Annotated in this window: 20 protein-coding genes; 12 read left to right on the top strand and 8 right to left on the bottom strand. The window is 63.8% G+C overall.

The genetic code is table 11. The features are described 5' to 3' along the window. Positions 1-272: 272 nt before the first annotated feature. The 8 genes from QCE49_RS26035 to QCE49_RS26000 all read left to right on the top strand — a co-directional run bounded on the left by QCE49_RS26035 (position 273) and on the right by QCE49_RS26000 (position 7,410). Complete coding sequence (locus tag QCE49_RS26035) at positions 273-1,325, top strand: beta-ribofuranosylaminobenzene 5'-phosphate synthase family protein (RefSeq protein WP_250460610.1); 1,053 nt, start codon at positions 273-275, stop codon at positions 1,323-1,325. A gap of 49 nt (positions 1,326-1,374) precedes the next feature. Next, positions 1,375-2,304, top strand: a complete 930-nt coding sequence (locus tag QCE49_RS26030) for an NAD(P)-dependent methylenetetrahydromethanopterin dehydrogenase (RefSeq protein ID WP_008354357.1) — start codon at positions 1,375-1,377, stop codon at positions 2,302-2,304. After that, complete coding sequence (locus QCE49_RS26025) at positions 2,301-3,476, top strand: ATP-grasp domain-containing protein (RefSeq protein ID WP_008354355.1); 1,176 nt, start codon at positions 2,301-2,303, stop codon at positions 3,474-3,476. Before QCE49_RS26030 ends, QCE49_RS26025 begins: the two co-directional genes overlap by 4 nt. Next, complete coding sequence (gene mch, locus QCE49_RS26020; protein WP_008354354.1) at positions 3,473-4,471, top strand: methenyltetrahydromethanopterin cyclohydrolase; 999 nt, start codon at positions 3,473-3,475, stop codon at positions 4,469-4,471. The genes QCE49_RS26025 and mch overlap by 4 nt, the downstream gene beginning before the upstream one ends. Continuing rightward, the gene (locus tag QCE49_RS26015) at positions 4,468-5,397 is read left to right on the top strand and encodes a RimK family alpha-L-glutamate ligase (RefSeq protein WP_175982839.1); all 930 of its coding nucleotides are present in this window, start codon (positions 4,468-4,470) and stop codon (positions 5,395-5,397) included. The genes mch and QCE49_RS26015 overlap by 4 nt, the downstream gene beginning before the upstream one ends. After that, complete coding sequence (locus tag QCE49_RS26010; protein ID WP_175982838.1) at positions 5,384-6,241, top strand: triphosphoribosyl-dephospho-CoA synthase; 858 nt, start codon at positions 5,384-5,386, stop codon at positions 6,239-6,241. Before QCE49_RS26015 ends, QCE49_RS26010 begins: the two co-directional genes overlap by 14 nt. 172 nt (positions 6,242-6,413) lie before the next feature. Beyond that, entirely contained in the window at positions 6,414-6,923 is a 510-nt protein-coding gene (gene fae, locus QCE49_RS26005; protein WP_008354351.1) for a formaldehyde-activating enzyme, read from the top strand. 85 nt (positions 6,924-7,008) lie between these two features. After that, complete coding sequence (locus tag QCE49_RS26000) at positions 7,009-7,410, top strand: hypothetical protein (RefSeq protein ID WP_250460608.1); 402 nt, start codon at positions 7,009-7,011, stop codon at positions 7,408-7,410. 182 nt (positions 7,411-7,592) lie between these two features. Here the strand turns inward: QCE49_RS26000 and QCE49_RS25995 are convergent, their stop codons facing one another. Further along, positions 7,593-8,084: a dihydroneopterin aldolase gene (locus QCE49_RS25995; RefSeq protein WP_075583615.1), complete on the bottom strand. Its 492-nt coding sequence runs from the start codon at positions 8,082-8,084 to the stop codon at positions 7,593-7,595. Positions 8,085-8,411: 327 nt separating this feature from the next. On the opposite strand from QCE49_RS25995, the gene QCE49_RS25990 reads away from it, so the two are divergent. The 3 genes from QCE49_RS25990 to QCE49_RS25980 are packed head-to-tail and all read left to right on the top strand — an operon-like array spanning position 8,412 to position 12,444. Continuing rightward, positions 8,412-10,469 carry a sigma-54-dependent Fis family transcriptional regulator gene (locus QCE49_RS25990; RefSeq protein ID WP_250436148.1) on the top strand — a complete coding sequence of 686 codons (2,058 nt, stop codon included), beginning with the start codon at positions 8,412-8,414 and terminating at the stop codon, positions 10,467-10,469. Next, on the top strand, positions 10,466-11,065 hold the full coding sequence (locus QCE49_RS25985) for a flavoprotein (RefSeq protein WP_250460606.1): 600 nt from the start codon (positions 10,466-10,468) through the stop codon (positions 11,063-11,065). The genes QCE49_RS25990 and QCE49_RS25985 overlap by 4 nt, the downstream gene beginning before the upstream one ends. Then, entirely contained in the window at positions 11,044-12,444 is a 1,401-nt protein-coding gene (locus QCE49_RS25980) for a DUF6513 domain-containing protein (protein ID WP_250460604.1), read from the top strand. The genes QCE49_RS25985 and QCE49_RS25980 overlap by 22 nt, the downstream gene beginning before the upstream one ends. On the opposite strand, the gene QCE49_RS25975 is transcribed toward QCE49_RS25980, so the two are convergent. Further along, positions 12,441-12,989, bottom strand: a complete 549-nt coding sequence (locus QCE49_RS25975; RefSeq protein ID WP_250460602.1) for a thioredoxin family protein — start codon at positions 12,987-12,989, stop codon at positions 12,441-12,443. The genes QCE49_RS25980 and QCE49_RS25975 overlap by 4 nt on opposite strands. Before the next feature lie 192 nt (positions 12,990-13,181). On the opposite strand from QCE49_RS25975, the gene QCE49_RS25970 reads away from it, so the two are divergent. Beyond that, the gene (locus tag QCE49_RS25970; protein ID WP_250460600.1) at positions 13,182-14,558 is read left to right on the top strand and encodes a hypothetical protein; all 1,377 of its coding nucleotides are present in this window, start codon (positions 13,182-13,184) and stop codon (positions 14,556-14,558) included. Positions 14,559-14,722: 164 nt separating this feature from the next. Here QCE49_RS25970 and fba read toward each other — a convergent pair whose 3' ends face one another. The 6 genes from fba to QCE49_RS25940 are packed head-to-tail and all read right to left on the bottom strand — an operon-like array spanning position 14,723 to position 21,252. Further along, a complete protein-coding gene (gene fba / locus QCE49_RS25965) occupies positions 14,723-15,760 on the bottom strand; it encodes a class II fructose-bisphosphate aldolase (protein ID WP_250460598.1) in 1,038 nt (345 codons plus the stop codon). 28 nt (positions 15,761-15,788) lie between these two features. Then, entirely contained in the window at positions 15,789-17,831 is a 2,043-nt protein-coding gene (tkt, locus tag QCE49_RS25960) for a transketolase (protein WP_250460596.1), read from the bottom strand. A 35-nt stretch (positions 17,832-17,866) separates the two neighbouring features. After that, complete coding sequence (locus tag QCE49_RS25955; protein WP_175982833.1) at positions 17,867-18,739, bottom strand: phosphoribulokinase; 873 nt, start codon at positions 18,737-18,739, stop codon at positions 17,867-17,869. Positions 18,740-18,788: 49 nt separating this feature from the next. Beyond that, complete coding sequence (locus QCE49_RS25950; RefSeq protein ID WP_309806580.1) at positions 18,789-19,883, bottom strand: class 1 fructose-bisphosphatase; 1,095 nt, start codon at positions 19,881-19,883, stop codon at positions 18,789-18,791. 16 nt (positions 19,884-19,899) lie between these two features. Continuing rightward, positions 19,900-20,820 (bottom strand): CbbX protein, encoded by a 921-nt coding sequence (gene cbbX / locus QCE49_RS25945; protein WP_008354338.1) that lies wholly within the window; start codon positions 20,818-20,820, stop codon positions 19,900-19,902. A 15-nt stretch (positions 20,821-20,835) separates the two neighbouring features. Beyond that, positions 20,836-21,252, bottom strand: coding sequence for a ribulose bisphosphate carboxylase small subunit (locus QCE49_RS25940; RefSeq protein ID WP_008354337.1), 417 nt, complete (start codon positions 21,250-21,252; stop codon positions 20,836-20,838). Between the last annotated feature and the right edge of the window lie 156 nt (positions 21,253-21,408).

The raw sequence follows: 21,408 nt of genomic DNA, 5'->3' as shown, positions 1-21,408 counted from the left end.
TGACCGCGGGCCTGAAAAGCTGCTTTCTTTGCCTACTTTCTTTGCAGCAGCAAAGAAAGTAGGTGCCGCCCCGCACAGGGGCAACGCTAATAGACCGACGCGAAACCGGGATCCGGCGACTACAGCAAGGAAAGCGAGTGCCGCCCCGCACAGGGGCCAACGCTAATAGACCGACAGACCACGGAATCCGGCGAAACAAAAAAACTGGTACAGGATTTGCCTAACCCCAAAGCCCCAAAAAAATCCCGCCAAGAAAAAGGAAGCCCATCCCGATGCCGACTCAACCAGCACGCATCTCGCCGCCCACGGCGATCACAGTCGAATCGCCTGCGCGCCTGCATCTTGGCTTCATCGATCCGAATGGCTCGCTGGGCCGCGTCTTCGGCAGCGTGGGTCTTGCGATCGACGCGCACGGCACGCGCATAACGGCGAGGCAAGCACCAGCATCCAGACGCGATGCGCACATCGAAGGCGCAACCACCGAAGCACAACGCGAACGCATCGAACACCACGTCGAGCAACTGGAAGCAGCACTGGGCAAAGGCCCAACGATCGACATCGAGGTACACGAAACCCCGCGCCCCCACACGGGCTTAGGCTCCGGCACGCAGCTGGCCTTGGCCCTGGGAACCGCCTACGCCCGCGTACGAGGCCACGAAGCCACCACCGCCGATATCGCCACAATCCTCGCGCGAGGCGCGCGCTCCGGCATCGGCATACATGGCTTCGATCACGGCGGCCTGATCGTCGACGGCGGCCGCGACGCGCGCAATACCCGCCACACCTCCACGACGAAACTGCCGCCGCTCATCGCCCGCCAGCCATTCCCGGACGCATGGCGCGTCCTGCTCATCGACGACACCTCGCGCGAAGGCCTCCACGGCGACGAAGAGAAACGCGGCCTCGCATCGCTCGCACCCTTCCCCGCATCGCTCGCCGCGCACCTTTCGCATCTCGTGCTGATGCGCGTCCTGCCCGCCGTCGCGGAACACGATTTCGACACCTACGCCGACGCCATCTGCGACCTGCAACACACCATCGGCGAATACTTCGCGCCCGTTCAAGGCGGCGTGTTCGCGAGCCCCGCCGTCGCGCGCGCGCTCGAAGCCGTCGCCGCGGAGCAGAAAGCGGGCATCGGACAGACATCGTGGGGCCCTGTCGGCTTCGCGTTCGTCGCGAGCGCGCAGGACGCCGAACGCGCGCTCGCCGCCGCGCAGCGCGTCTCGCAAGGCGCACCGCTCGCGTTCACGATCGCCGCCGGACGCAATCGCGGCGCGACGTGGCGTGCGGCGGGTCATCGTCATCACGGCGCGGACGCGGCCTGAGCACGGAACGCACATCGAACCATCCACCACGCCCAACGAGTCCATCGCCATGCCCGAAGCCACCGAAAGACCCTACGTCCTGCACATGTTCACCAGCACGCCGCAAATGAGTCCGTTCGATGTGAACATGGCCGCCGACGCGGGCTATCAGATCCTCGTGCCCTACTGCAATGTCGATGAAGACATCGTTGTGCAGCTCACGCAGGACGCGATCTTCTCGCGCGGGCCAAAAGGCGTGTCGCGCACGGGCATCTTCATCGGCGGACGCGACGTGATGCTCGCCGCCGACATGCTCGAAAAAGCCCGCAACGCGATGGTCCCGCCGTTCGAAGTCTCCGTCTTCGCCGATCCGAGCGGCGCGTACACGACCGCCGCCGCGCTCGTCGCGCTCGCGGAAAAGCATCTGCGCGCCGCGCATTCCGTCGATCTCGGCGGCAAGCGCGTGCTCATTCTCGGCGGCACCGGCGCGGTCGGACGCGTGGCCGCGGCGATGGCCGCATCGCTCGGCGCGGATGTCGTCGTCGCGAGCCATTCGAGCCAGTCGCGCGCGACGCAAGTGAGCGACGAAATCAATCGCCGCTTCGATATCGCGACTTCGGGCGTCGCGACCGGCTCGCCCGATCAGTTGCATCGCGAACTCGCGCGCGCCGAAGTCGTGTTCGCGACGGCGGTCGCGGGCGTACAGGTGATGACATCCGCCGATCTCGCCCACGCAAAAAACCTGCTGATCGCCGCCGATGTGAACGCCGTGCCGCCCGAAGGCATCGCCGGCGTCAACGTGATGGACGACGGCAAGCCGCTCGCGGGCGCCGCGCGCGCGGACGCGGTCGGCATCGGCGCGCTCGCGATCGGCAACGTCAAATATCAGGCAGAGCATCGGCTGTTTTTGCGCATGCGCACCGGCGGCAAGCCCGTTTATCTCGGCTTTCCCGAAGCATTCGACGAAGCCCGCGCGATCGTCGCGGGACAAAGCTCATGATCGCAGGCGAGCTATCCCGCGCACCGCGCATCGCCGTCGCGGGTTTGTCGGCGCGGCTTCTGGCGCAATCGGCGGCGCGCGCGGGACTGAACGTCGTCGCGCTCGATATCTTCGGCGATCGCGACACGCGCGAGCACGCGGGCATGTGGTTCGATATTGGCGGCAAGGGTCTGTCGATCGATCGCGCGCGTCTCTTCGATGCGCTCGAACACGCCGCGCGCCTGCCGCGCATGCTCGGTCTCATCGTGACGAGCGGACTGGAGCCGCTCGCGGGCGAACTGAGCCGCGCGCCGCACATGCCGCGCTTCATCGGCAACGGCGCGCAGGCGGCGGCGGTGCGCGATCCGCGCCGCTTCTTCGCGCTGCTCGACGAAGCGCACATCGCGCATCCGGAAGTGCGCTACACGCCGCCCGCCGATCGCAGCGGCTGGCTCGTCAAACGTTCGGACGGCTGCGGCGGCACGCATATCGAATGGGCCGATGATGTCGGGCGCGCGCCCGCCGGCGCGTATTTTCAGCGGCTCGCGCCGGGCCGTTCGATGTCCGCGCTTTTCGTCGCCGCGCATCGCGAGGCGGCGGTCATCGGCTTCGCGGAGCAACTGACGGTCGCGGCGGGACGTCTGCCCTTCGTGCACGCGGGCTCGCTCGGGCCGGTGCGATTGTCCGCGCGCATCGCGGCGCGCATCGTCGAAGCGATTGATCGAATCGTCTGGCAAACGGATCTGACGGGGCTGAACAGCATCGACTTTCTGCTCGACGGCGACACGTTCAGCGTGCTCGAAATCAACACGCGCCCGTCATCGACGATGGCGCTCTATGAAGCCGCCTGGCCCGACGCCTGGCCGCGCGGTTTGATCGGCGCGCATCTGGATGCGTGTCTGCACGGCGAGCTGCCGCACGCGCCGGATACCGCCGCTCGCACCCCGCCGCTCCATGCGGGGCAGCGCGTCGTGTTCGCGCACGAAGGCTTCACGGCGTCGCCCGCGTTCAGCGACGCATGTTTCGACGATCCCGCGTGTCACGACGTGCCGCTCGTCGGCGCGCGCATCGAAGCGGGCCAGCCGGTCTGCACGATGACCGCGTCCGCGCCCGCGTTCTCCGATCTGCGCGACGCGCTGGATCGCGAGCATGCGCGCCTTTTGCAACGCATCGAACTCTTATCGAGACCATGACTTCAACTTTCCAGGCGGATTCGGCGGTGAGCGTCAACGCATCGAGCGAGCGGCTCGTCGCGCGTCTCATCGACGATGCCGCGCGTCTTCACGTCGACGTCACGCGCACCGATGGCGGCACGGTCATCGTCGATGCGGGCGTGGACGCCAAAGGCAGCGCCGACGCGGGCATCCTGATCGCGCGCATCTGCATGGGCGGGCTCGGGCGGGTCGCGCGGCGCAGCGCGTTCGATGACGCACCGCTTTGGCCGAGCTTCATCGAAGTGCATACGAGCAACCCGGTGCTCGCGTGCCTCGCGAGTCAGTACGCGGGTTGGAGCCTTTCCGCGACCAAGGAGCAAACGGGCGGCAAGAAATTTTTCTCGCTCGGCTCGGGGCCGGCGCGCGCGCTCGCGTGCAAGGAACCGCTCTTCGACGAACTGGGCTATCGCGACCGTCACGATCGCGGTGCGCTCGTGATGGAAGTGGACCGGCTGCCGCCGCAAGTTGTCATCGACAAAGTGCTCAACGATTGCGGCCTCGCGCCGGACAAGCTCGTCATCGCCGTGACGCCGACACAGTCTGTTGCGGGCACGGTGCAGGTCGTCGCGCGTGTCGTGGAAGTCGCGCTGCACAAGACGCATGTGCTGGGCGTCGATCTCGCGGAGATTGTCGAAGGCAGCGGCAGCGCGCCGCTTCCGCCGCCCGCGCCCGACGGCATCCAGGCGATGGGCCGCACCAACGACGCGATTCTCTACGGCGGCCGCGTGCATCTGACGGTCAAAAGCGATGCGGTCGCGAAGCGGCTCGCCGCCGAATTGCCGTCGTCGAATGCGCGCGATTACGGGCGTCCGTTCGCGGAGATCTTCACGTCGTTCAACTACGACTTCTATCAGATCGATCCGGCGCTCTTCGCGCCCGCCGAAGCGTGGGTGTCGAGTCTCGAAAGCGGCGCGACGTATCACGGCGGCAAGGTCGACAAGCCTTTGCTCGACGCGCAATGGAGCGCGTCATGAGCTTGCGCGTCGCCATCATGACCGATGAGACAGGCTGGCACACCGGCCGCCTGAAGAAAGCATTCCGCGCGCGCGATGTCGAAGCGCGTTGCGTCGATCTCGCGGATTGCCGCATCGACACGACATGGAAACCGCACGGTCTCGCGATTCCCGGCTTCGGCCACACGCTGCCCGACGCGGTGTTCGTGCGCGGCATCGCGGGCGGCACGTTCGAGCAGGTGACGTTGCGGCTCGGCATCCTGCATGCGCTGCGCGAGAGCGGCGTGCCCGTCTATAACGATGCGCGCGCGATCGAGCGCAGCGTCGACAAGTCGATGACGAGCTTTCTGCTCAACCGATACGGCGTGCCGACGCCCGCGACGTGGGCAAGCGAATCGCCGTCGCATGCGCAGCGCGTGCTGATGCGCGAGGCGGCGGCGGGCCGGCAAGTCGTGATGAAGCCGCTTTTCGGTTCGCAGGGCAAAGGGCTGAAGAAGCCCGGCGTGACGCTGCCGTCGCTGGAACCCTTCAGTCAGGTCGCGTATCTGCAGCGTTATGTCGATGCGGGTGCGCCTGGCTTCGACTGGCGCGTGCTCGTGATCGGCGGCAAGGCGGTCGCGGCGATGAAGCGCGTCGGCGGCGAAGACTGGATCCACAACTTCGCGCGCGGCGCGAAATGCGAGCCTGCCGAAATCACGCCCGCGCTCGCAGACATCTCCGTGCGCGCGACACAGGCGCTCGGTCTCGACTACGCGGGCGTCGATCTGATTCCGGCGGAAGGCGGACGGCCGGTCGTGCTCGAAGTGAACGGCGTCGCGGCGTGGCGCGGTTTGCAATCGGTGACGCCGCGCGATATCGCGGCGCTGCTCGTCGACGATTTTCTCGATCGCAAGCTGGCCGCATCGAAAGGCCCGCTTGCGCTCGCCAGCGGCGATGAGCGCGTCTGACGCCGCGCGCACCGCGTTTCTGCGCGCGTGCCGGCTCGATGTCGAGACCAGGAAGCCCGGCAACGTGAGCGTCGCGAGCGCGGGGCACAACATGACATCGGCGCAATTCATCGCGAGCGCGGGCACGGCGGCGGCGGGGCTTTTCACGCCGCGCGCACGCGTGGGCGCGCGCATTCTCGACGCCGTGCGGCGGACTTTCGACGCGGTCGGCTGCAACACGAATCTGGGCATCGTGCTGCTCGCCGCGCCTTTGTGCGCCGCGCTCGAACGTTTCGATGGCGACGCTCCGATCGATGCGTCGCGCTGGCGCGCGGCGACCGAGCGCGTGCTCGCGGAACTGGACGTCGACGATGCGCGCCTCGCGTATCGCGCGATCGCGCTGGCGAATCCGGGCGGCCTCGGCGACGCGCCCGAGCAGCCCGTGCATGCGCCGCCGACCGTGACCTTGCGCGCGGCGATGTCGCTCGCGGCGGATCGCGACAGCATTGCGCGTCAGTATGAGAACGGTTTCGCCGATATCTTCGGCGCGGGCCTCGATGCGGTGGGCGCCGTGTCGTCGGCGACGGAGCATCGCGCGATGCTGGAAGCGTTCCTGACGTTTCTTTCCGGCTGGCCCGATTCGCACATTGTGCGCAAGCAGGGCGCGGCGATGGCGCAAAGTGTCACGCGCGATGCGGCGATGCATCGCGCGAACTGGCACGCGGCGGGTTGTCCCGCGGAGTCGCCCGCGCTCGATCGATGGGATGCCGAACTGAAGGCGCGCGGCATCAATCCCGGCACGAGCGCGGACCTCGCGGTGGCGGCGCTTTTCGTCGCGTTGACGACGTCATCGGCGAATGCATGAAGTCTGCCCGCGCGGACCGGAAATTGGCACGGAACATGTTAGGAAGTTCGCGGTTGAGCGGTCGCATCGGCAATCCGGTGGGACCGCGAGCCTTGCGCGGCTAAAGAGGTGCCCGTCGCGAGTCGAGAGCAAGTCGCTAGTCCCTAGAACCACACATCACTGGAGGAACAGCATGGCCAAGATCAACCGCGTCCTGGTAGGAGAGTCGCTCGTCGGCGATGGCAACGAGGTGGCACACATCGACTTGATCATCGGACCGCGAGGTTCCGCTGCCGAGACCGCGTTCTGCAACGCGCTCACGAACAACAAGGACGGCTTCACGTCGCTGCTCGCCGTGGTTGCGCCGAATCTGCTGACCAAGCCGAACACGATTCTCTTCAACAAGGTGACGATCAAGGGCGCGAAGCAGGCCGTGCAGATGTTCGGCCCGGCGCAGCGCGCGGTGGCGATGGCTGTCGCCGACAGCGTGGAAGGCGGCGTCATTCCCGCCGACGAAGCCGACGACCTGTTCATTTGCGTCGGCGTGTTCATTCACTGGGAAGCGGACAACGACCAGAAGATTCACGACTTCAACTATCAGGCGACGAAGGAAGCGATTGCGCGCGCGGTGGCGGGCGAGCCATCGGCCCAAGATGTAGTATCGAAGAAGGGAACGATGTCGCATCCGTTCTCGCCGAGCTGATTTGTTGTTTGGGGCCGGTGCGTGTGGGTCTTTTGCGTGCCGGCTGTTTTGGCGTTGTTCGTTTCATAACCACGAGGCTCTTCGCATGACCCCACGTTGCTGCGCGTTGTCGGTGCTTATTTGCCTCTCGCTGATCTCGCCGCTTTCGTTCGCCGCGACAGGCGCGGGTGGCGGGGCGCCGCCGGCGAAGACGCACGATTATCCGACCGAAGGGCGCGTGGAATACGTGCTCGGATGCATGGACGATAACGGGCACGATTTCGCCAACGTGTACAAGTGCTCGTGTGCGATCGACAAGATCGCCAAGGTGCTTACTTATGACGATTACGTCGAGCAATCTACGTTTTCTAAGTACGCTACGTTGGGTGGGGAAGGTGGGGCAGAGTTTCGCGTGGATCGCGCGAAGGCTCAAACCAAAAAGTATCGGGAATTGCAGAGGGATGCTTATAAGGCTTGTGGGATTCAGCAGAAGGCTGCTGCCAAGTGAAGTTCTTTTTGCTTGCGGTTTTCTCTCGCGCTCTTGATTTCGCCGGATCCCGTGATCGTGTCGGTCTATTAGCACTGCCCCTGTGCGGGGCGGCACAGGGGCAACGCTAACAGACCGACGCGAAACCGGGATCCGGCGAAAACCAAAGCCAAAAACCAAAAGCGAAAAAAACCAAAAACCCATCACCCCGGCACATACCCCCGCCCGATCCAAGCAAGGCTAACAGAACCGCCGCCCCGCACATCGACGCTACGTCGTCGCTCAATCACAACACCTACAGCATCGACATCATCGAACTTGGCTGGCTTGGCCAGCGTAACCCTTACCCAATGCGCACCGAAATCCGCGATAAGCATCTGCGCGATGCGCTCCGCCAGCGCCTCCAGCAACTGCAATCCATGCGACGCAAGCAGCCCGTGAACCGCCTCCCGCACTGCCGCATAGTTGACCGTGTCCTCGATCCGATCCGTCACGCAGGCGCGCAACGACGGCACTCCGATCGCGAGGCTCATCCGCACCGGCTGCGGATCATGCAGCTCGCTCTTGTCGATGCCGATAACCGTCTGCCCCGTCAGTCCCTCGATATAAACGATGTCCATTGCAGCATGCGATAGGGACGCATCAGGTTGCGGCGCAACATACGCAGCTTCGCGGATCGGTTCGAATCGGCCCATATGTTCATCACCGCGCGAATGCGGCCCTTTATAGAAAAGAGACCCGGCGCCAATCGCCGAATCCATCCGCGAATGGCAAGCAAAAAGCGGGCGCGTTCGCATCACTCTATGCGACTACTTATTGAACCTACGCGCCTAAGGATGTACAGTTTTTGAGAACCGGTCGTTCGGGTCCGCAGACAGCACCTGAAATCTCCCGATCATCCGGCCACGAGGCGCGCCTTCAGGCACGATTGGCCGCAGCGCCAGCGTAAAACACAACAGATTCGGCGTCGAACGGCCGCGCGAAACGCGCACCGGAATGCGGCGCAACGGAGACTTGCCCCCATGTCGTCACTTGCTGACGTAGACACGCATGTCCGGGAAGTGCTGAACATCGTCAATAATCCGCTGGCCGCGCGCCGCGCCAGCGATTCGGTCGCGCAATCGTGGCTGCGATGCCTCACGGAATTCAGGCTCGATCCAGGCCGCTTCGTCATGCCGCCCGTGCTCGCGCAGCACGAACTCAACGAGCGTCGCGAAGCCGCGAGCGATCTCATCGCGTGCTCGAAGCTCGAAATGACGACGCTCTATCAGCAACTCGCCGATCCTGAACTCGCCGTCGTGCTCGTCGATGCCGATGGCGTCATCGTTCATCAGGTGTCGTCGGTGCCGTTCGGCGAAGCCGTCGCCGCCGACGGCCTGCGCGTCGGCGCGATGTGGAGCGAGCGCGAAGCCGGTACCAACGGCATGGGCACGTGCCTCATCGAGCGCGACTGCATCGCCGTTTGTCAGCACGAGCATTTCTATCCACGCTATACATCGCTCACGTGCTCCGCCGCGCCGATCTTCGATGAACGCGGCACCGTCGTCGGCGTGCTCGATGTCACGAGCCGCTCGAAGCTGTTGCAGCAGCATTCGCTCGTGCTCGTCGGCATGTCGCGGCAGATGATCGAAAATCGTCTGATCGATGCGCGCTACCGGCACGCGAACATGATCCACTTTCATAGCCGGCCCGAGTTCGTCGGCACTCTGCATGCGGGCAAGCTCGCCGTCAGCGACGATGGCGTCGTGCTCGCCGCAAGCCGCAGCGCCCTCTTCCAGCTCGATCTGCGCTCGCCCGCCGAGCTGTGCGGCAAGCGCATCGAGGAAGCGTTCAATGCGTCGCTCGAAGACATGATCGCGCGCAGCATTCGCGGCTCGTTCCATCCGGTGACGGTCTACAGCGCGAAGGCGAACAGCCGCTTCTTCCTCACTGCGCAGACGTCGCGCGAAGGCGCGAAGGGCGCAACGCGCATCCTGATGAACGATCCGGCATCGCGCGATCTGTCCGCGCCCGGCGCGCGCGCCAAAGCGTCGAAGAAGGACGCGCGCGAGCCGGCATCGGCGGGCCGCCTCGACAAGCTCGCGCATCTGGAGTTCGGCGATCCGCGCATGGCCTCGCAGATTCAACTCGCGGCGCGCGTGATCCAGCGGAAGATCCCGATCATCCTGCGCGGCCAGACAGGCACCGGCAAGGAAGTCTTCGCCAATGCGCTGCACAGCATCAGCCCTAACGGAACTGGTGCGTTCGTCGCGGTGAATTGCGCATCGCTGCCGGAGAATCTGATCGAAAGCGAACTGTTCGGATATCGCGCGGGTGCGTTCACCGGCGCGCAGCGTGAAGGCCGTCGCGGCAAGATCGTGCAGGCGAACGGCGGCACCCTTTTCCTCGATGAAATCGGCGACATGCCGCTCGCGTTGCAAGCGCGTCTTCTGCGCGTGCTCGAAGAACACGAGGTCACGCCGCTCGGCGCGGAAACGACGGTGAAGGTGGACTTTCAGCTCATCAGCGCGAGCCACCGCAATCTCGTCGAGCTCGTGCAAACGGGCATGTTCCGCGAGGACCTGTATTACCGGCTGAACGGTATCGAGATCAATCTGCCGCCGCTGCGCGAACGCGCCGATGCGCTCGCGCTCATCGGCCATATTCTCGAGACCGAAGCCGAAGAGCCGCCCGCGCTTTCCGCCGAAGCGAAGCAGGCGCTCTTGAACTATCCGTGGCCGGGCAATATCCGCCAGTTGCGGCATGTGCTGCAGATGGCGATCGCACTCTGCGACGGCCCCGAGATTCGCTGCGCGCATCTGCCGCCAGAGATCGCGAACGGCGTCGCGCCGGTCACGCAAACCGCCGCACGCACGCCGATAACCGCAGCGCCGCATCTCGCCGACGATGCCGATACGTCGTCGCTCAACGCGATCCAGGTCAAGGAGCGCGAGACCGTGCTTCAGTTGCTCGACGAGCATCGCTGGAACGTGAGCAATGTCGCGAAGGTGCTCGGCATCAGCCGCAATACGCTGTATCGGAAGATGCATCGTCTGCATATCCGGCTGTCGCACGATACGCCGGGCGCATCCGACGCATGACGCAACCCACGCCCGCCCGCCGGCTCGACGAGTTCAAGCCCGACGCGCGCTTTGCGTGGTGCGTGACGGGCTCGGGCCATATGCTCGAAGAATCGATCGCGCTCGCACGGCAGCTTCCGGGCGTCGATCTGTTTCTCTCGTCTGCCGGCGAGGAAGTGCTGCCGCTCTACGGCTGGACTGTCGCGAAACTGCGCGAGCACTTCAAGGTGTTGCGCGACAACAGCGCGAGCAGCGTGCCCGTCGGCATGATCTATAGCGGCGAATATCACACGGTCGTGATCGCGCCCGCGACGAGCAACACCGTCGCCAAATGCGCGTTCGGCATCTCCGACACCCTGCCCACCAATCTCTATGCGCAAGCCGGCAAGCAATGCGTGCCGGGCATCGTGTTCGCATGCGATACCGCGCCCTCCGTCATCACGCAGGCCCCGCACGAATGGGTCGAAGTGAGGCCGCGCGCGATCGAGTTCGAGAACGTCGAGCGGCTCGCGCGCTTCGCGCATACCACCGTGGCCCGCTCGCTCGACGATCTCAAAGCCGCGCTCGATCAACGCCTGGCGGACCTGAAGCTCGCATGGAACACATCGTCTTCCTGACGGGACGGCTCGCGGAGCCGAGCCTTCGGCAAGTCCTCGAAAGCATCGCGCCTGTGGCCGCAGGATCGCCGTTCACATGGGAAGTGCGCGAGATCGGCCTTCAGGTCGCGGGCCTGATGACCGCCGACATGATCCGCCGGCGCGTCGCGACGCCCTTGGGCGAAGGCACGACTCGCATGATCGTGCCCGGCCGATGCCGCGGCGATCTCGACGCCCTCACCGCGCATTACGGCGTGAAGGTCGAGCGCGGTCCCGAAGAGGTGAAGGACTTGCCGCAATTCTTCGGACGCGAGGCGCGGCATGTCGATCTGTCGCGCTACGAGACGGAGATATTCGCGGAGATCGTCGATGCGCCGCGTCTCGATCTCGACGGCATCGCGGCGCGCGCGCGCGAATACAAGCGGCAAGGCGCGGATGTAATCGATATCGGCTGTCTGCCGGAAACGCCGTTTGCTCATCTCGAGGACGCGGTCGCGATGCTTAAAGAGCAAGGCTATCGCGTGAGCGTCGATTCGATGCGTGAAGAGGAACTCGTGCGCGGCGGGCGCGCGGGCGCGGACTATGTGATGAGCCTCAACGTCGATACGCTATGGATAACTGATGAAATTGCGTCGACGCCGATACTCGTGCCGCGCGAGCCCGCGGACGTCGCATCGCTCGATGCCGCAATCGATGCGATGACGAGGCGCGGCCGCGCCTTTCTCGCCGATCCGATTCTCGATCCGATTCCGTTCGGGCTCGCGGCGTCCATCGCGCGTTACGTGTCGTTGCGCGAGCGTCATCCCGAAGTGCCGATCATGATGGGCGTCGGCAATGTGACCGAGCTGACCGAGGCCGACACGAGCGGCATCAACGCAGTGTTGTTCGGCATGGCGGCGGAATTGCGCATCGCCGCCGTGCTGACGACGTCGGTCAGCCTGCACGCGCGCCGCGCCGTTCGCGAAGCCGATGTCGCGCGTCGCGTGATGCACGCCGCGCGCGAAACGCAGACGCTGCCCAAAGGCATATCCGCCGATCTGTCCGCGCTGCACGCAAAGCGGCCGTTTCCGTACGATGCCGAAGAGATCGCCGCATTCGCCGCCGCCGTGCGCGATCCGAATTTTCGCGTGCAAGTATCGGCGGACGGCATACATGTCTATAACCGCGACGGGCATCACGTCGCCGTCGATCCGTTCGCGCTCTATCCCGCGCTGAAGATCGAAAACGATGGCGGGCACGCGTTCTACCTCGGCGTGCAGCTCGCGCGCGCGGAAATCGCGTGGCAGCTGGGCAAGCGCTTCGATCAGGATGAGCAACTCGATTGGGGATGCGAAGTCGATCGGCCCGATGAAGACCTGATGGCGTGGCATGCGCCCGGCAGCACAAAAAAGACAAGCTAAGGCTTCCATTTGATCGAGCAGCCGAGCGCGGGATATTGCGCTTCGGGCGCTTCGCCGTTTATCGCTACTGCGCGCATCGCTTCGAAGAGATCGCGGCGCGCATCGAGCAAAGCCTGCTTGCGCGACGCATCGATTCGGCCGCGATAGTTCAGGCGCAATTCGCGGTCGAAGCCGAAGCACTCCGGCGTGCAGACCGCGCCATACGCGCGCGCGATTTCCTGCGTTTCGTCGTGCAGATACGGAAACGGCAGGTTCCATTCTTCGGCGACCGCGATCATGCGATCGAAGGCGTCGTCGGTGTAGACGGCCGCATCGTTCGAATTGATGCCTGCCACGTTGACGCCGATTTCATGCAACGCGCGCGCATCGCGGATCAGGTTCGGCATCGCGGCCTTCACGTAGGGACAGTGATTGCACATGAAGACAATCACGAGGCCGTTCTCACCCTTCAGAGAATGCGGTGTGTGCATGCTGCCGTCGGTCGCGGGGAGCACGAAACCGGATGCGATCGCGCCGAGTTCGGCAGTCGGTGATTCGGTAGGCATGATGACATCGCTCCAAAAAGGTTGCTCGAACTATTCAATGGTTGACTGCAAATAGCCTAAAATGCGGTTCCGCTAACAACATGAACTACAGCGTAATCCTTAGTTTTTTGTACTTCGCATCCGCCGTTGAACATTTCTCCACGCCTTTAAGCCTTCGCGCAGCTCTCCTTTCAACGGAGCGGCGCCGCCATCATGCAAGTCATCAGTCTTTTTCTTCACCCCTCCCGCGCAGCGCTCGACAATCATCGACACTATGCCGCCTTGCATGGGTATCGCCATATCGTCATCGACGCGGCAGACATCTATCGGAACGCGCCGGCGCAATGGCTCTTCAAGTACGAGTCGCTGCTCTCCGAAATGCACCGCGCCGAAGAGGGCGAGATCGTTTTGTTGCTGAGCGAGAACGCTGCGATCGTCGAGCCGGTGCCGCTCGACTTCGTGCTCGGCGAACGCGACTGGCTGCTCACCCGTATCAAGGACGTGCGGCCTCAACCCGATGTTCAAATCTGGCGCAACACGGATCGGGTGCGCGCCGAGCTGCTGAAAGTCGTGAATCGCTGCCGGTTCGGATCGCCTATACCGCCAATCGAAACCGACCTGCTCGATGCCTTCGATGCATGCACGTTTCCTCGCGTTTGCGGTAACGCGCGGAATCCGATCTACGCGGTGCTCGCCGCCAGTGGCCCCCTCATGCCCGTATGGCCGCGGTTTCGCGTATTCGCGCTCGCTATCGCCGAAGAGCACGCCGATCTCTCGCGAACATGCGTGCATCCCCGGCTGCGGGAAGCGCTCATCGAGCATCTCAATGCACATCGCAACAACCATGCGCGTGCGTTCGAGGACGGCGCATCCGATGAAAGCACGATGACGGCCATGAGCACCTGCAATCCCGGACGGCCCGTGTCGATCACGACCGTCTACACGCCAGAGGCAGCGATCTACGGACGCATCGCAGAAGCGAACCTGCGTGAGTATTGCGAACGTCATGGCTATACCTTGTACGTGCATCGCGAGGTTCCGCGCTGCATCGCCGAACGCCTGCCGATGCGCGGCAATTGGGTCAAGCCTTTCCTGCTGCGCGAAAACCTCCCGCATCACGAATGGGCTTTCTGGCTCGACGCCGACACGCTCGTCAACGATCTCGACCGGCCGCTCGAGTCTTTCTGCAGCAGCCGCGATCTCGTTCTTGCGCGCGATGTCGGCACCTGGATTTTCAATTCAGGCGTGATGGGCTTTCGCCGCACGCCTGCGAATGCCGCGCTACTCGATCGGGTCATCGCAAGCGTCGAGAACGTCGATGACAAGCAAAGTCTCGTATCGGGCGGCGGGGATCAATGGCATTTCAATTGCGCGGTCTCGGAGCAGGCATCGTTGGGCAGCGAAGACATATGCAGCCTCGTTGACATCAACACGCCGTGGGGCTTTCGTGTGCCGTCGAGCTTTCTCGTTCACTATCACGGCATGTCGCCGCAGATGCGGGCGCTGCTCATGTCGTACGATCTTCGATTGCGCAGGGCCGAGATGGAACATGCGGGGATGGCTGTCGGTGATTCGGTAGGCATGAAATAGGTCCCAATTGTTTCGATTGGCGGTTTGGCATATTGGTGGGGCGATTGCACTCGGATAGCATCGAAGTTCTCCTTAACTATCCGAGGACATGAGTATATTTTCAGTGTCGAAGAAGCGCAGAAGGATCTGCCTGAAGCCGCCCGTCTCACCGAGCGGCGCTCCTCTCAGTGATACCGCTTCGCCATCGCCTCGAGTCCCATCGGCCTGATGCGATCCGCGTGTCCCGCGCAGCCGAACGCCTCGAACCGCTCGACGCATAAATCCCGCGCCGCCGCCGTCGCCGCCTTCAGCGCATGCCTCGGATCGAACTCCGACTTCGCCGACGCCATCGCGCGCCGCATCGCGCCGGTCATCGCGAGCCGGATATCCGTATCGATGTTCACCTTGCGCACGCCGTTCGCGATGCCGCGCCGAATTTCATCGACGGGCACGCCGAACGTCGCCGGAATCTCACCGCCATGCTCGCGGATGATCGCGAGCCATTCCTGCGGCACTGACGACGAACCGTGCATCACGAGATGCGTATCCGGAATGCGCGCGTGAATCTCGGCGATGCGATCGATCGCGAGAATATCGCCGGTTGGCTGGCGGCTGAACTTGTAAGCGCCGTGCGACGTGCCGATGGCGATCGCGAGCGCATCGATGCCCGTCGCCTCGACGAACGCGCGCGCTTCGTCGGGATCGGTCAGCAGGCGATCGTGACTCAGCGCGCCTTGTGCGCCGACGCCGTCCTCGTCGCCGGCGCGCCCCGTCTCCAGCGATCCGAGACAACCCAGCTCGCCCTCCACCGACACGCCCACCGAATGCGCCGCCTCGACGACGCGCCGACTCACGTCCACGTTGTAGTCGTATTCCGCGGGCGTTTTCTGATCGGGCATGAGCGAGCCGTCCATCATCACGGAGGTGAAGCCCGAACGAATCGCCTGCTGGCAAACCGACGGGCTCGCGCCGTGATCCTGATGCAGCACCACCGGAATATCCGGATGCGCCTCGACCGCCGCCAACACCAGATGCCGCAGATACGGCTCGCCCGCATACTTGCGCGCGCCCGCCGACGCCTGCAGGATGACCGGGCTTCTCGTCGCCTCGGCCGCCTGCATGATCGCGTGGACCTGCTCCATGTTGTTGACGTTGAACGCGGGCACGCCGTAACCGTGCTCCGCCGCGTGATCCAGCAACTGCTTCAATGCGATGAAAGCCATCGTGATGTCTCCATGCAAAACGCGAAAATCATGCGGCCACGCGGCGCGCTTCGTCGACGAGCGCATCGGTCGTCACGCCGAAGTGCGCGAACAGTTCGCTGGCGGGCGCCGATTCACCGAAGCGATCGATGCCGATCACGCCGCCATTCAGCCCGACGTACTGCCGCCAGAACGCCGTGACGCCCGCTTCGATCGCGACACGCGGCACGCCTTCGGGCAGCACGCGTTCGCGCCACGCGTTGCACTGGCGATCGAACACGGTCGTCGAAGGCATCGACACGACGCGCGCGAGAATGCCCTCTTTCTTCAGCGGCTCGACGGCGGCGAGCGCAAGCGCGACTTCCGAGCCGGTCGCGATCAACACGACGCGGCGCGCATCGCGCTCGCAAGTCGAAGGCCAGTCGGCGAGCACGTAGCCGCCGCGCTCGATGCCGTCGATCTGCGCTTCGTCGCGCGGCACGAACGGCAAATTCTGCCGCGACAACAGCAGACACGAAGGCCGGTCGCGCTCGATCGCGCCGATCCACGCCTGCATCGTCTCGACCGTATCGCACGGACGCCACACGTCGAGGCCCGGAATCATGCGCAGCGTCGCGGCGTGTTCGATCGGCTGATGCGTCGGGCCATCCTCGCCGAGTCCGATGGAATCGTGCGTGAAAACGAACACCGTTCGCGTCTTCATCAGCGCGGCCATGCGCAGCGCATTGCGCGAATAGTCGGAGAACGTCAGAAACGTGCCGCCGAACGGCAGATACCCGCGATGCAGCGCAACGCCGTTCAGCACCGCGCTCATGCCGAACTCGCGCACGCCGAAGTGGATGTAGTTGCCCTTCTCCGGCGCGGCGCTTACATCGACCGCGTCCTTCCAGCGCGTGAGATTCGAGCCGGTCAGGTCGGCCGAACCGCCGAGCAGTTCGGGCAACGCGCGCGCCAGTCCTTCGATTGCGAGTTGCGACGCCTTGCGGGTCGCGATGCTCTGTCGCGCGCGATCCGCATCGCGCACGAGCGTATGCGCCGTGTCGCGCCAGTTCGCGGGAAACGCGCCGCGCACGCGCCGCTCGAATTCGGCGGCCTCGCCCGGAAACACGCGGCGATACGCACCGAAGCGACGATTCCAGTCGTCCTGTGCCGCCGCGCCCGCCTCGCGCGCGTCCCACAGCGCGCGTATCGGCGATGGGATCTCGAACGGCGGATGCATCCAGCCAAGCGCGTGCCGCGTCGCTTCCACTTCGTCGGCGGGAAGCGGCGCGCCGTGCACATCGTGCGTGCCGGCCATCTTCGGCGCGCCGAGGCCGATCACCGTCTTGCAGCAGATCAGCGTCGGCCGGTCCGACTCGCGCGCGAGCTGCAACGCATGCGATACGTCGTCGACATCGTGGCCGTCCACCGCGCGCACGACATGCCAGCCGTACGATTCGAAGCGCTTCGGCGTATCGTCGGTGAACCAGCCGTCGACGTGGCCATCGATGGAAATGCCGTTGTCGTCGTAAAGCACGGTGAGCTTGTTCAGCCGCAACGTGCCCGCAAGCGACGCCGCTTCGTGCGACACGCCTTCCATCAGACAGCCGTCGCCCGCGAAAACATACGTGCGATGGTCGACGATCTCATGCCCCGGCCGATTGAACTCGCGCGCGAGCAACGCTTCGGCAAGCGCCATGCCGACTGCGTTCGTCAGCCCTTGCCCGAGCGGTCCGGTCGTCGTTTCGACGCCGGGCGTCACGCCGAATTCCGGATGTCCGGGCGTCTTGCTGCCCATCTGCCGGAAGCGCTTGATCTCGTCGATGGACAAGTCATAGCCGCTCAGATGCAGCAACGCATAGAGCAGCATCGAGCCGTGCCCGTTCGACAGCACGAAGCGGTCGCGATCGGGCCAGTCGGGATCGGCGGGATTATGTTTCAGATGACTTCCCCATAACGCGACCGCGATCTCCGCCATGCCCATCGGCATGCCGGGATGACCGGATTTGGCCTGGCTCACGGCATCGACGGCGAGCATGCGCAACGCGTTCGCCATCTGCCGCGTGTCGGGTGAGCGATGAAGTCGGGGCAATGCTTCAGCGACGGCATTCATGTGATGCCTCCTTGGATGCGATGATGAGAAACCTTTCATGCGCGCGCGCGCCGGTCGCGTAGCTGCAGGATCATCGGCGTGAAGATGAGCTGCATCGCGAGACCCATCTTGCCGCCGGGCACGACGATCACATTCGGCCGCGACATGAACGAGTCGTGCAGCATCGTCAACAGATACGGAAAGTCGATGCCCTTCGGCTTCGCGAAGCGGATCACGACGAAGCTCTCGTCGGGCTGCGGAATCTCGCGCGACGTGAACGGGTTCGACGTATCCACGGTCGGCACGCGCTGGAAATTCACATGCGTGCGCGAGAATTGCGGGCAGATGTAGTTCACGTAATCGGGCATGCGGCGCAGGATCGTATCGACGACGGCTTCATGCGAGTAACCGCGCATCGTCTGATCGCGATGCAGCTTCTGAATCCATTCGAGATTGATGATCGGCACCACGCCGACGAGCAAGTCCGCATGACGCGCGATATCGACCTTGTCGGTGACGGCTGCGCCATGCAGGCCTTCGTAGAACATCATGTCCGTGCCGGGCGTGACGTCTTCCCATGGCGTGAAGGTGCCCGCTTCCTGCTTGTAATGCACGGCTTCGCCTTCATCGTGCACGTAGTGGCGAAACTTGCCGCCGCCGGTTTCGCCGTAGGTATCGAACAGCGTTTCGAGTTCAAGCAGCAGATTCGCTTCCGGCCCGAAGTGGCTGAAGTTGACGAGACCGTCGCGTTCGCTCTGCTTCATCGCTTCGCGCATGCCGAGGCGATCGTATCGATGGAACGCATCGCCTTCGACGATCTGCGCGTTGATTTTTTCGCGCCTGAAGATATGCGTGAAGCTCTTCATGACGGTGGTGGTGCCGGCGCCGCTCGAACCGGTCACTGCAACGATCGGATGTTTGACTGACATGCGCTTGTCTCCCTGAATGTAATCGATGAGCGCCGTTTCAGATGCGGGATCAGGCTTCCGTTTCCGGCAGGAACAGCGAGCGCTCCTTGAACAAGGGCGACGTGAACGGCTTGTCCTCGCCGCGATCGTATTCGCCGTGATAGCGCTGAATGCGGTCGACTTCGTTGCGTGAGCCGAGTATCACGGGCACGCGTTGATGCAGCGCTTTCGGCTCGACATTGAGAATGCGTTCGCGCCCGGTGATCGACAGCCCGCCCGCCTGCTCGACGAGAAAGCTCATCGGGCTGGCTTCATACAGGAGACGCAGGCGGCCTTCCATCGCTGGCGTCTTGAAGTCGCGCGGATACATGAACACGCCGCCGCGCATGAGGATGCGATGCACTTCCGCGACCATCGATGCGATCCAGCGCATGTTGAAGTCCTGCGCGCGGCATCCGGTGCGGCCGTCCTTGCATTCCTGCACGTAGCGGCGCACGGGGGGTTCCCAGAAGCGCTCGTTCGATGCGTTGATCGCGAACTCGCACGAATCCTCGGGAATGCGAATATCGGAATGCGTGAGCACGAAGTTGCCGACATCGCGTTCGAGCGTGAAGCCGTGCGTGCCATTGCCGACGGAGAGCACGAGCATCGTCGACGGGCCGTAGATCGCATAGCCTGCCGCAACCTGCTCGCGGCCCGGACGCAGAAACGCTGCATCGTTGGGCGCGTCGCTTTCGTCGCTCGCGCGCCTCAACACCGAGAAGATCGATCCGACTACGCCGTTGATATCGATGTTGGACGAGCCATCGAGCGGATCGAACGCGAGCAGATACTCGCCACGCGGATACGGCTCGGGAATCGCGTAGACGTCGTCCATTTCTTCCGACACCATGCCCGCGAGCAGACCGTCCCATTCGCAATGCTGCAGGAAGATATCGTTGGTCACGAGGTCGAGCTTCTTTTGTTCCTCGCCATGCGTATTGATCGATTGTGCCGAGCCGTGCTGTCCGCTCAACGCGCCGCGCGTCAATGCGGCCGCGATCGTCTTGATCGATGCGGCCACGTCGATCAACAGCGCGGAGAGTCCGCTCGCCGCCTCGGGTCCGGGCTTGCGGTCGAGCGTGTCGATCAGGAACTTCGATAAGGTCGTGCGTCCATCCTGCATCGCGTTCTCCTTCGAGTTATGAATCGGTGAACACGCGGCTCGCGCGGATATCGCTGGCGTCGAGTTGCATCAGCGCGTTGGCATCGGCGACACCGTTGCCGCTTTCGGCCGCGGCGAACAGCCGGTTCGCCTGACGCAGTCGCGCGCGATCCAGCGCATTGCGCACCGAACGCGCGTTGGCGAAGTTCGGCTGTCTGATGCGATGCGCGAGATAGTCTTCGAAGGCGCATCGGGCGGCGTCGTCGAAGCGGTAGTGCATGTCGCTCAGCATGTGCTCGGCGATTTGCAGAAGCTCGCCGGGCGCGTAGTCCGGAAATACGAGGTGATGCGCGATGCGCGAACGAAAGCCCGGGTTGCTATGAAAGAACGTCTCCATGCGCGACTCGTATCCCGCGAGGATCACGACGAGGTCGTCGCGCTGGTTCTCCATCGTTTGCAGCAGGATTTCAATGGCTTCCTGTCCGTAGTCGCGTTCGTTTTCCGGGCGATACAGGTAATAGGCCTCGTCGATGAAGAGCACGCCGCCCATCGCACGCTTGAGCACTTCGCGCGTTTTGGGCGCGGTATGGCCGATGTACTGGCCGACGAGATCGTCGCGTGTCACCGAGACGAGATGATTGCGGCGGATATAGCCCAGGCGATGCAGCACTTGCGCCATGCGCAGCGCAACTGTGGTCTTGCCGGTTCCGGGATTGCCCGAGAAGCACATGTGCAGCGTGGGCGCACCCGATGCGATACCGAGTGTCTCGCGGGCGCGCTCCACGAGCAGATGCGCGGCGATCTCGCGGATGCGCGTCTTGACCGGCGCGAGGCCGATGAGATCGCGGTCCAGTTCCGCCAGTACTTCGCCGATGCGCGATTCGCGATAGAGCGCCATCAGGTCGGCGTGCATCGCTTTCGCTTGCGGCGCTTCTTCGAGCGTGGCTTCGGCGTTCATGGTCGGTGTTCCTCATCAATAACGCTCGCCGCTCGGGCGATCGGTTGCGTAGGTGCGGATCGCATAGCGCTGGATGCGGCTTCTGTCGTCCTGGCGTTCGAGTCGGAAGCCTCGTTCTTCCGCTGGGCGATTCACCATGAACGAGAGGCGCATCGTTTCGAATCCGCGGACCGAGTCGAAGGCGTTCACCTTGATGTAGTGGTTCGGATACGTCTTGCGGCATTCGTTCACTTCCATCAGCACGCCGGCGGCATCGTGGAGGTCGAACATGGGGAGGCCCCACATTTCCCAATACGTATTCCTTGGATGGGGATCGTCGGTGTATTCCACCGAGCAGGCCCAGCCTTGCTCTAACGCGTAATTGATCTGTGCGGATATTTCTTCGTCGGTTAATGGTGGCAGGAAGGAGAATGTTCCTTGGGTGATGTTCATTTCGGGTTCCTTATGTTTGGAGATTCGGCTTCTTCTATGAAATCCTGTGTTCGCGGAGGTCTATTAGCGTTGCCCCTGTGCGGGGCGGCACTCACTTTCTTTGCTGCTGCAAAGAAAGTAAGCAAAGAAAGCAGCTTCCGATACGCCCGCGGTCAC

Source organism: Caballeronia sp. LZ008 (assembly GCF_031451435.1).
In the GTDB taxonomy this organism is placed as follows: Bacteria; Pseudomonadota; Gammaproteobacteria; order Burkholderiales; family Burkholderiaceae; genus Caballeronia; species Caballeronia zhejiangensis.
Note: the sequence above shows the minus strand (reverse complement) of the source record. Positions and strands in the feature narration are given on the sequence as shown.

What these genes read in the sequence shown, in the direction of transcription:
- QCE49_RS25970 (WP_250460600.1), top strand. Translation starts at nt 13,182, where the DNA reads ATGCAAGTCATCAGTCTTTTTCTTCACCCCTCCCGCGCAGCGCTCGAC.
- fba (WP_250460598.1), bottom strand. Translation starts at nt 15,760, where the DNA reads ATGGCTTTCATCGCATTGAAGCAGTTGCTGGATCACGCGGCGGAGCAC.
- QCE49_RS26035 (WP_250460610.1), top strand. Translation starts at nt 273, where the DNA reads ATGCCGACTCAACCAGCACGCATCTCGCCGCCCACGGCGATCACAGTC.
- cbbX (WP_008354338.1), bottom strand. Translation starts at nt 20,820, where the DNA reads ATGAACGCCGAAGCCACGCTCGAAGAAGCGCCGCAAGCGAAAGCGATG.
- QCE49_RS26030 (WP_008354357.1), top strand. Translation starts at nt 1,375, where the DNA reads ATGCCCGAAGCCACCGAAAGACCCTACGTCCTGCACATGTTCACCAGC.
- fae (WP_008354351.1), top strand. Translation starts at nt 6,414, where the DNA reads ATGGCCAAGATCAACCGCGTCCTGGTAGGAGAGTCGCTCGTCGGCGAT.
- QCE49_RS25990 (WP_250436148.1), top strand. Translation starts at nt 8,412, where the DNA reads ATGTCGTCACTTGCTGACGTAGACACGCATGTCCGGGAAGTGCTGAAC.
- QCE49_RS25975 (WP_250460602.1), bottom strand. Translation starts at nt 12,989, where the DNA reads ATGCCTACCGAATCACCGACTGCCGAACTCGGCGCGATCGCATCCGGT.
- QCE49_RS26010 (WP_175982838.1), top strand. Translation starts at nt 5,384, where the DNA reads ATGAGCGCGTCTGACGCCGCGCGCACCGCGTTTCTGCGCGCGTGCCGG.
- QCE49_RS25955 (WP_175982833.1), bottom strand. Translation starts at nt 18,739, where the DNA reads ATGTCAGTCAAACATCCGATCGTTGCAGTGACCGGTTCGAGCGGCGCC.
- QCE49_RS26000 (WP_250460608.1), top strand. Translation starts at nt 7,009, where the DNA reads ATGACCCCACGTTGCTGCGCGTTGTCGGTGCTTATTTGCCTCTCGCTG.
- QCE49_RS25985 (WP_250460606.1), top strand. Translation starts at nt 10,466, where the DNA reads ATGACGCAACCCACGCCCGCCCGCCGGCTCGACGAGTTCAAGCCCGAC.
- QCE49_RS26025 (WP_008354355.1), top strand. Translation starts at nt 2,301, where the DNA reads ATGATCGCAGGCGAGCTATCCCGCGCACCGCGCATCGCCGTCGCGGGT.
- QCE49_RS26015 (WP_175982839.1), top strand. Translation starts at nt 4,468, where the DNA reads ATGAGCTTGCGCGTCGCCATCATGACCGATGAGACAGGCTGGCACACC.
- mch (WP_008354354.1), top strand. Translation starts at nt 3,473, where the DNA reads ATGACTTCAACTTTCCAGGCGGATTCGGCGGTGAGCGTCAACGCATCG.
- QCE49_RS25940 (WP_008354337.1), bottom strand. Translation starts at nt 21,252, where the DNA reads ATGAACATCACCCAAGGAACATTCTCCTTCCTGCCACCATTAACCGAC.
- QCE49_RS25980 (WP_250460604.1), top strand. Translation starts at nt 11,044, where the DNA reads ATGGAACACATCGTCTTCCTGACGGGACGGCTCGCGGAGCCGAGCCTT.
- tkt (WP_250460596.1), bottom strand. Translation starts at nt 17,831, where the DNA reads ATGAATGCCGTCGCTGAAGCATTGCCCCGACTTCATCGCTCACCCGAC.
- QCE49_RS25950 (WP_309806580.1), bottom strand. Translation starts at nt 19,883, where the DNA reads ATGCAGGATGGACGCACGACCTTATCGAAGTTCCTGATCGACACGCTC.
- QCE49_RS25995 (WP_075583615.1), bottom strand. Translation starts at nt 8,084, where the DNA reads ATGGGCCGATTCGAACCGATCCGCGAAGCTGCGTATGTTGCGCCGCAA.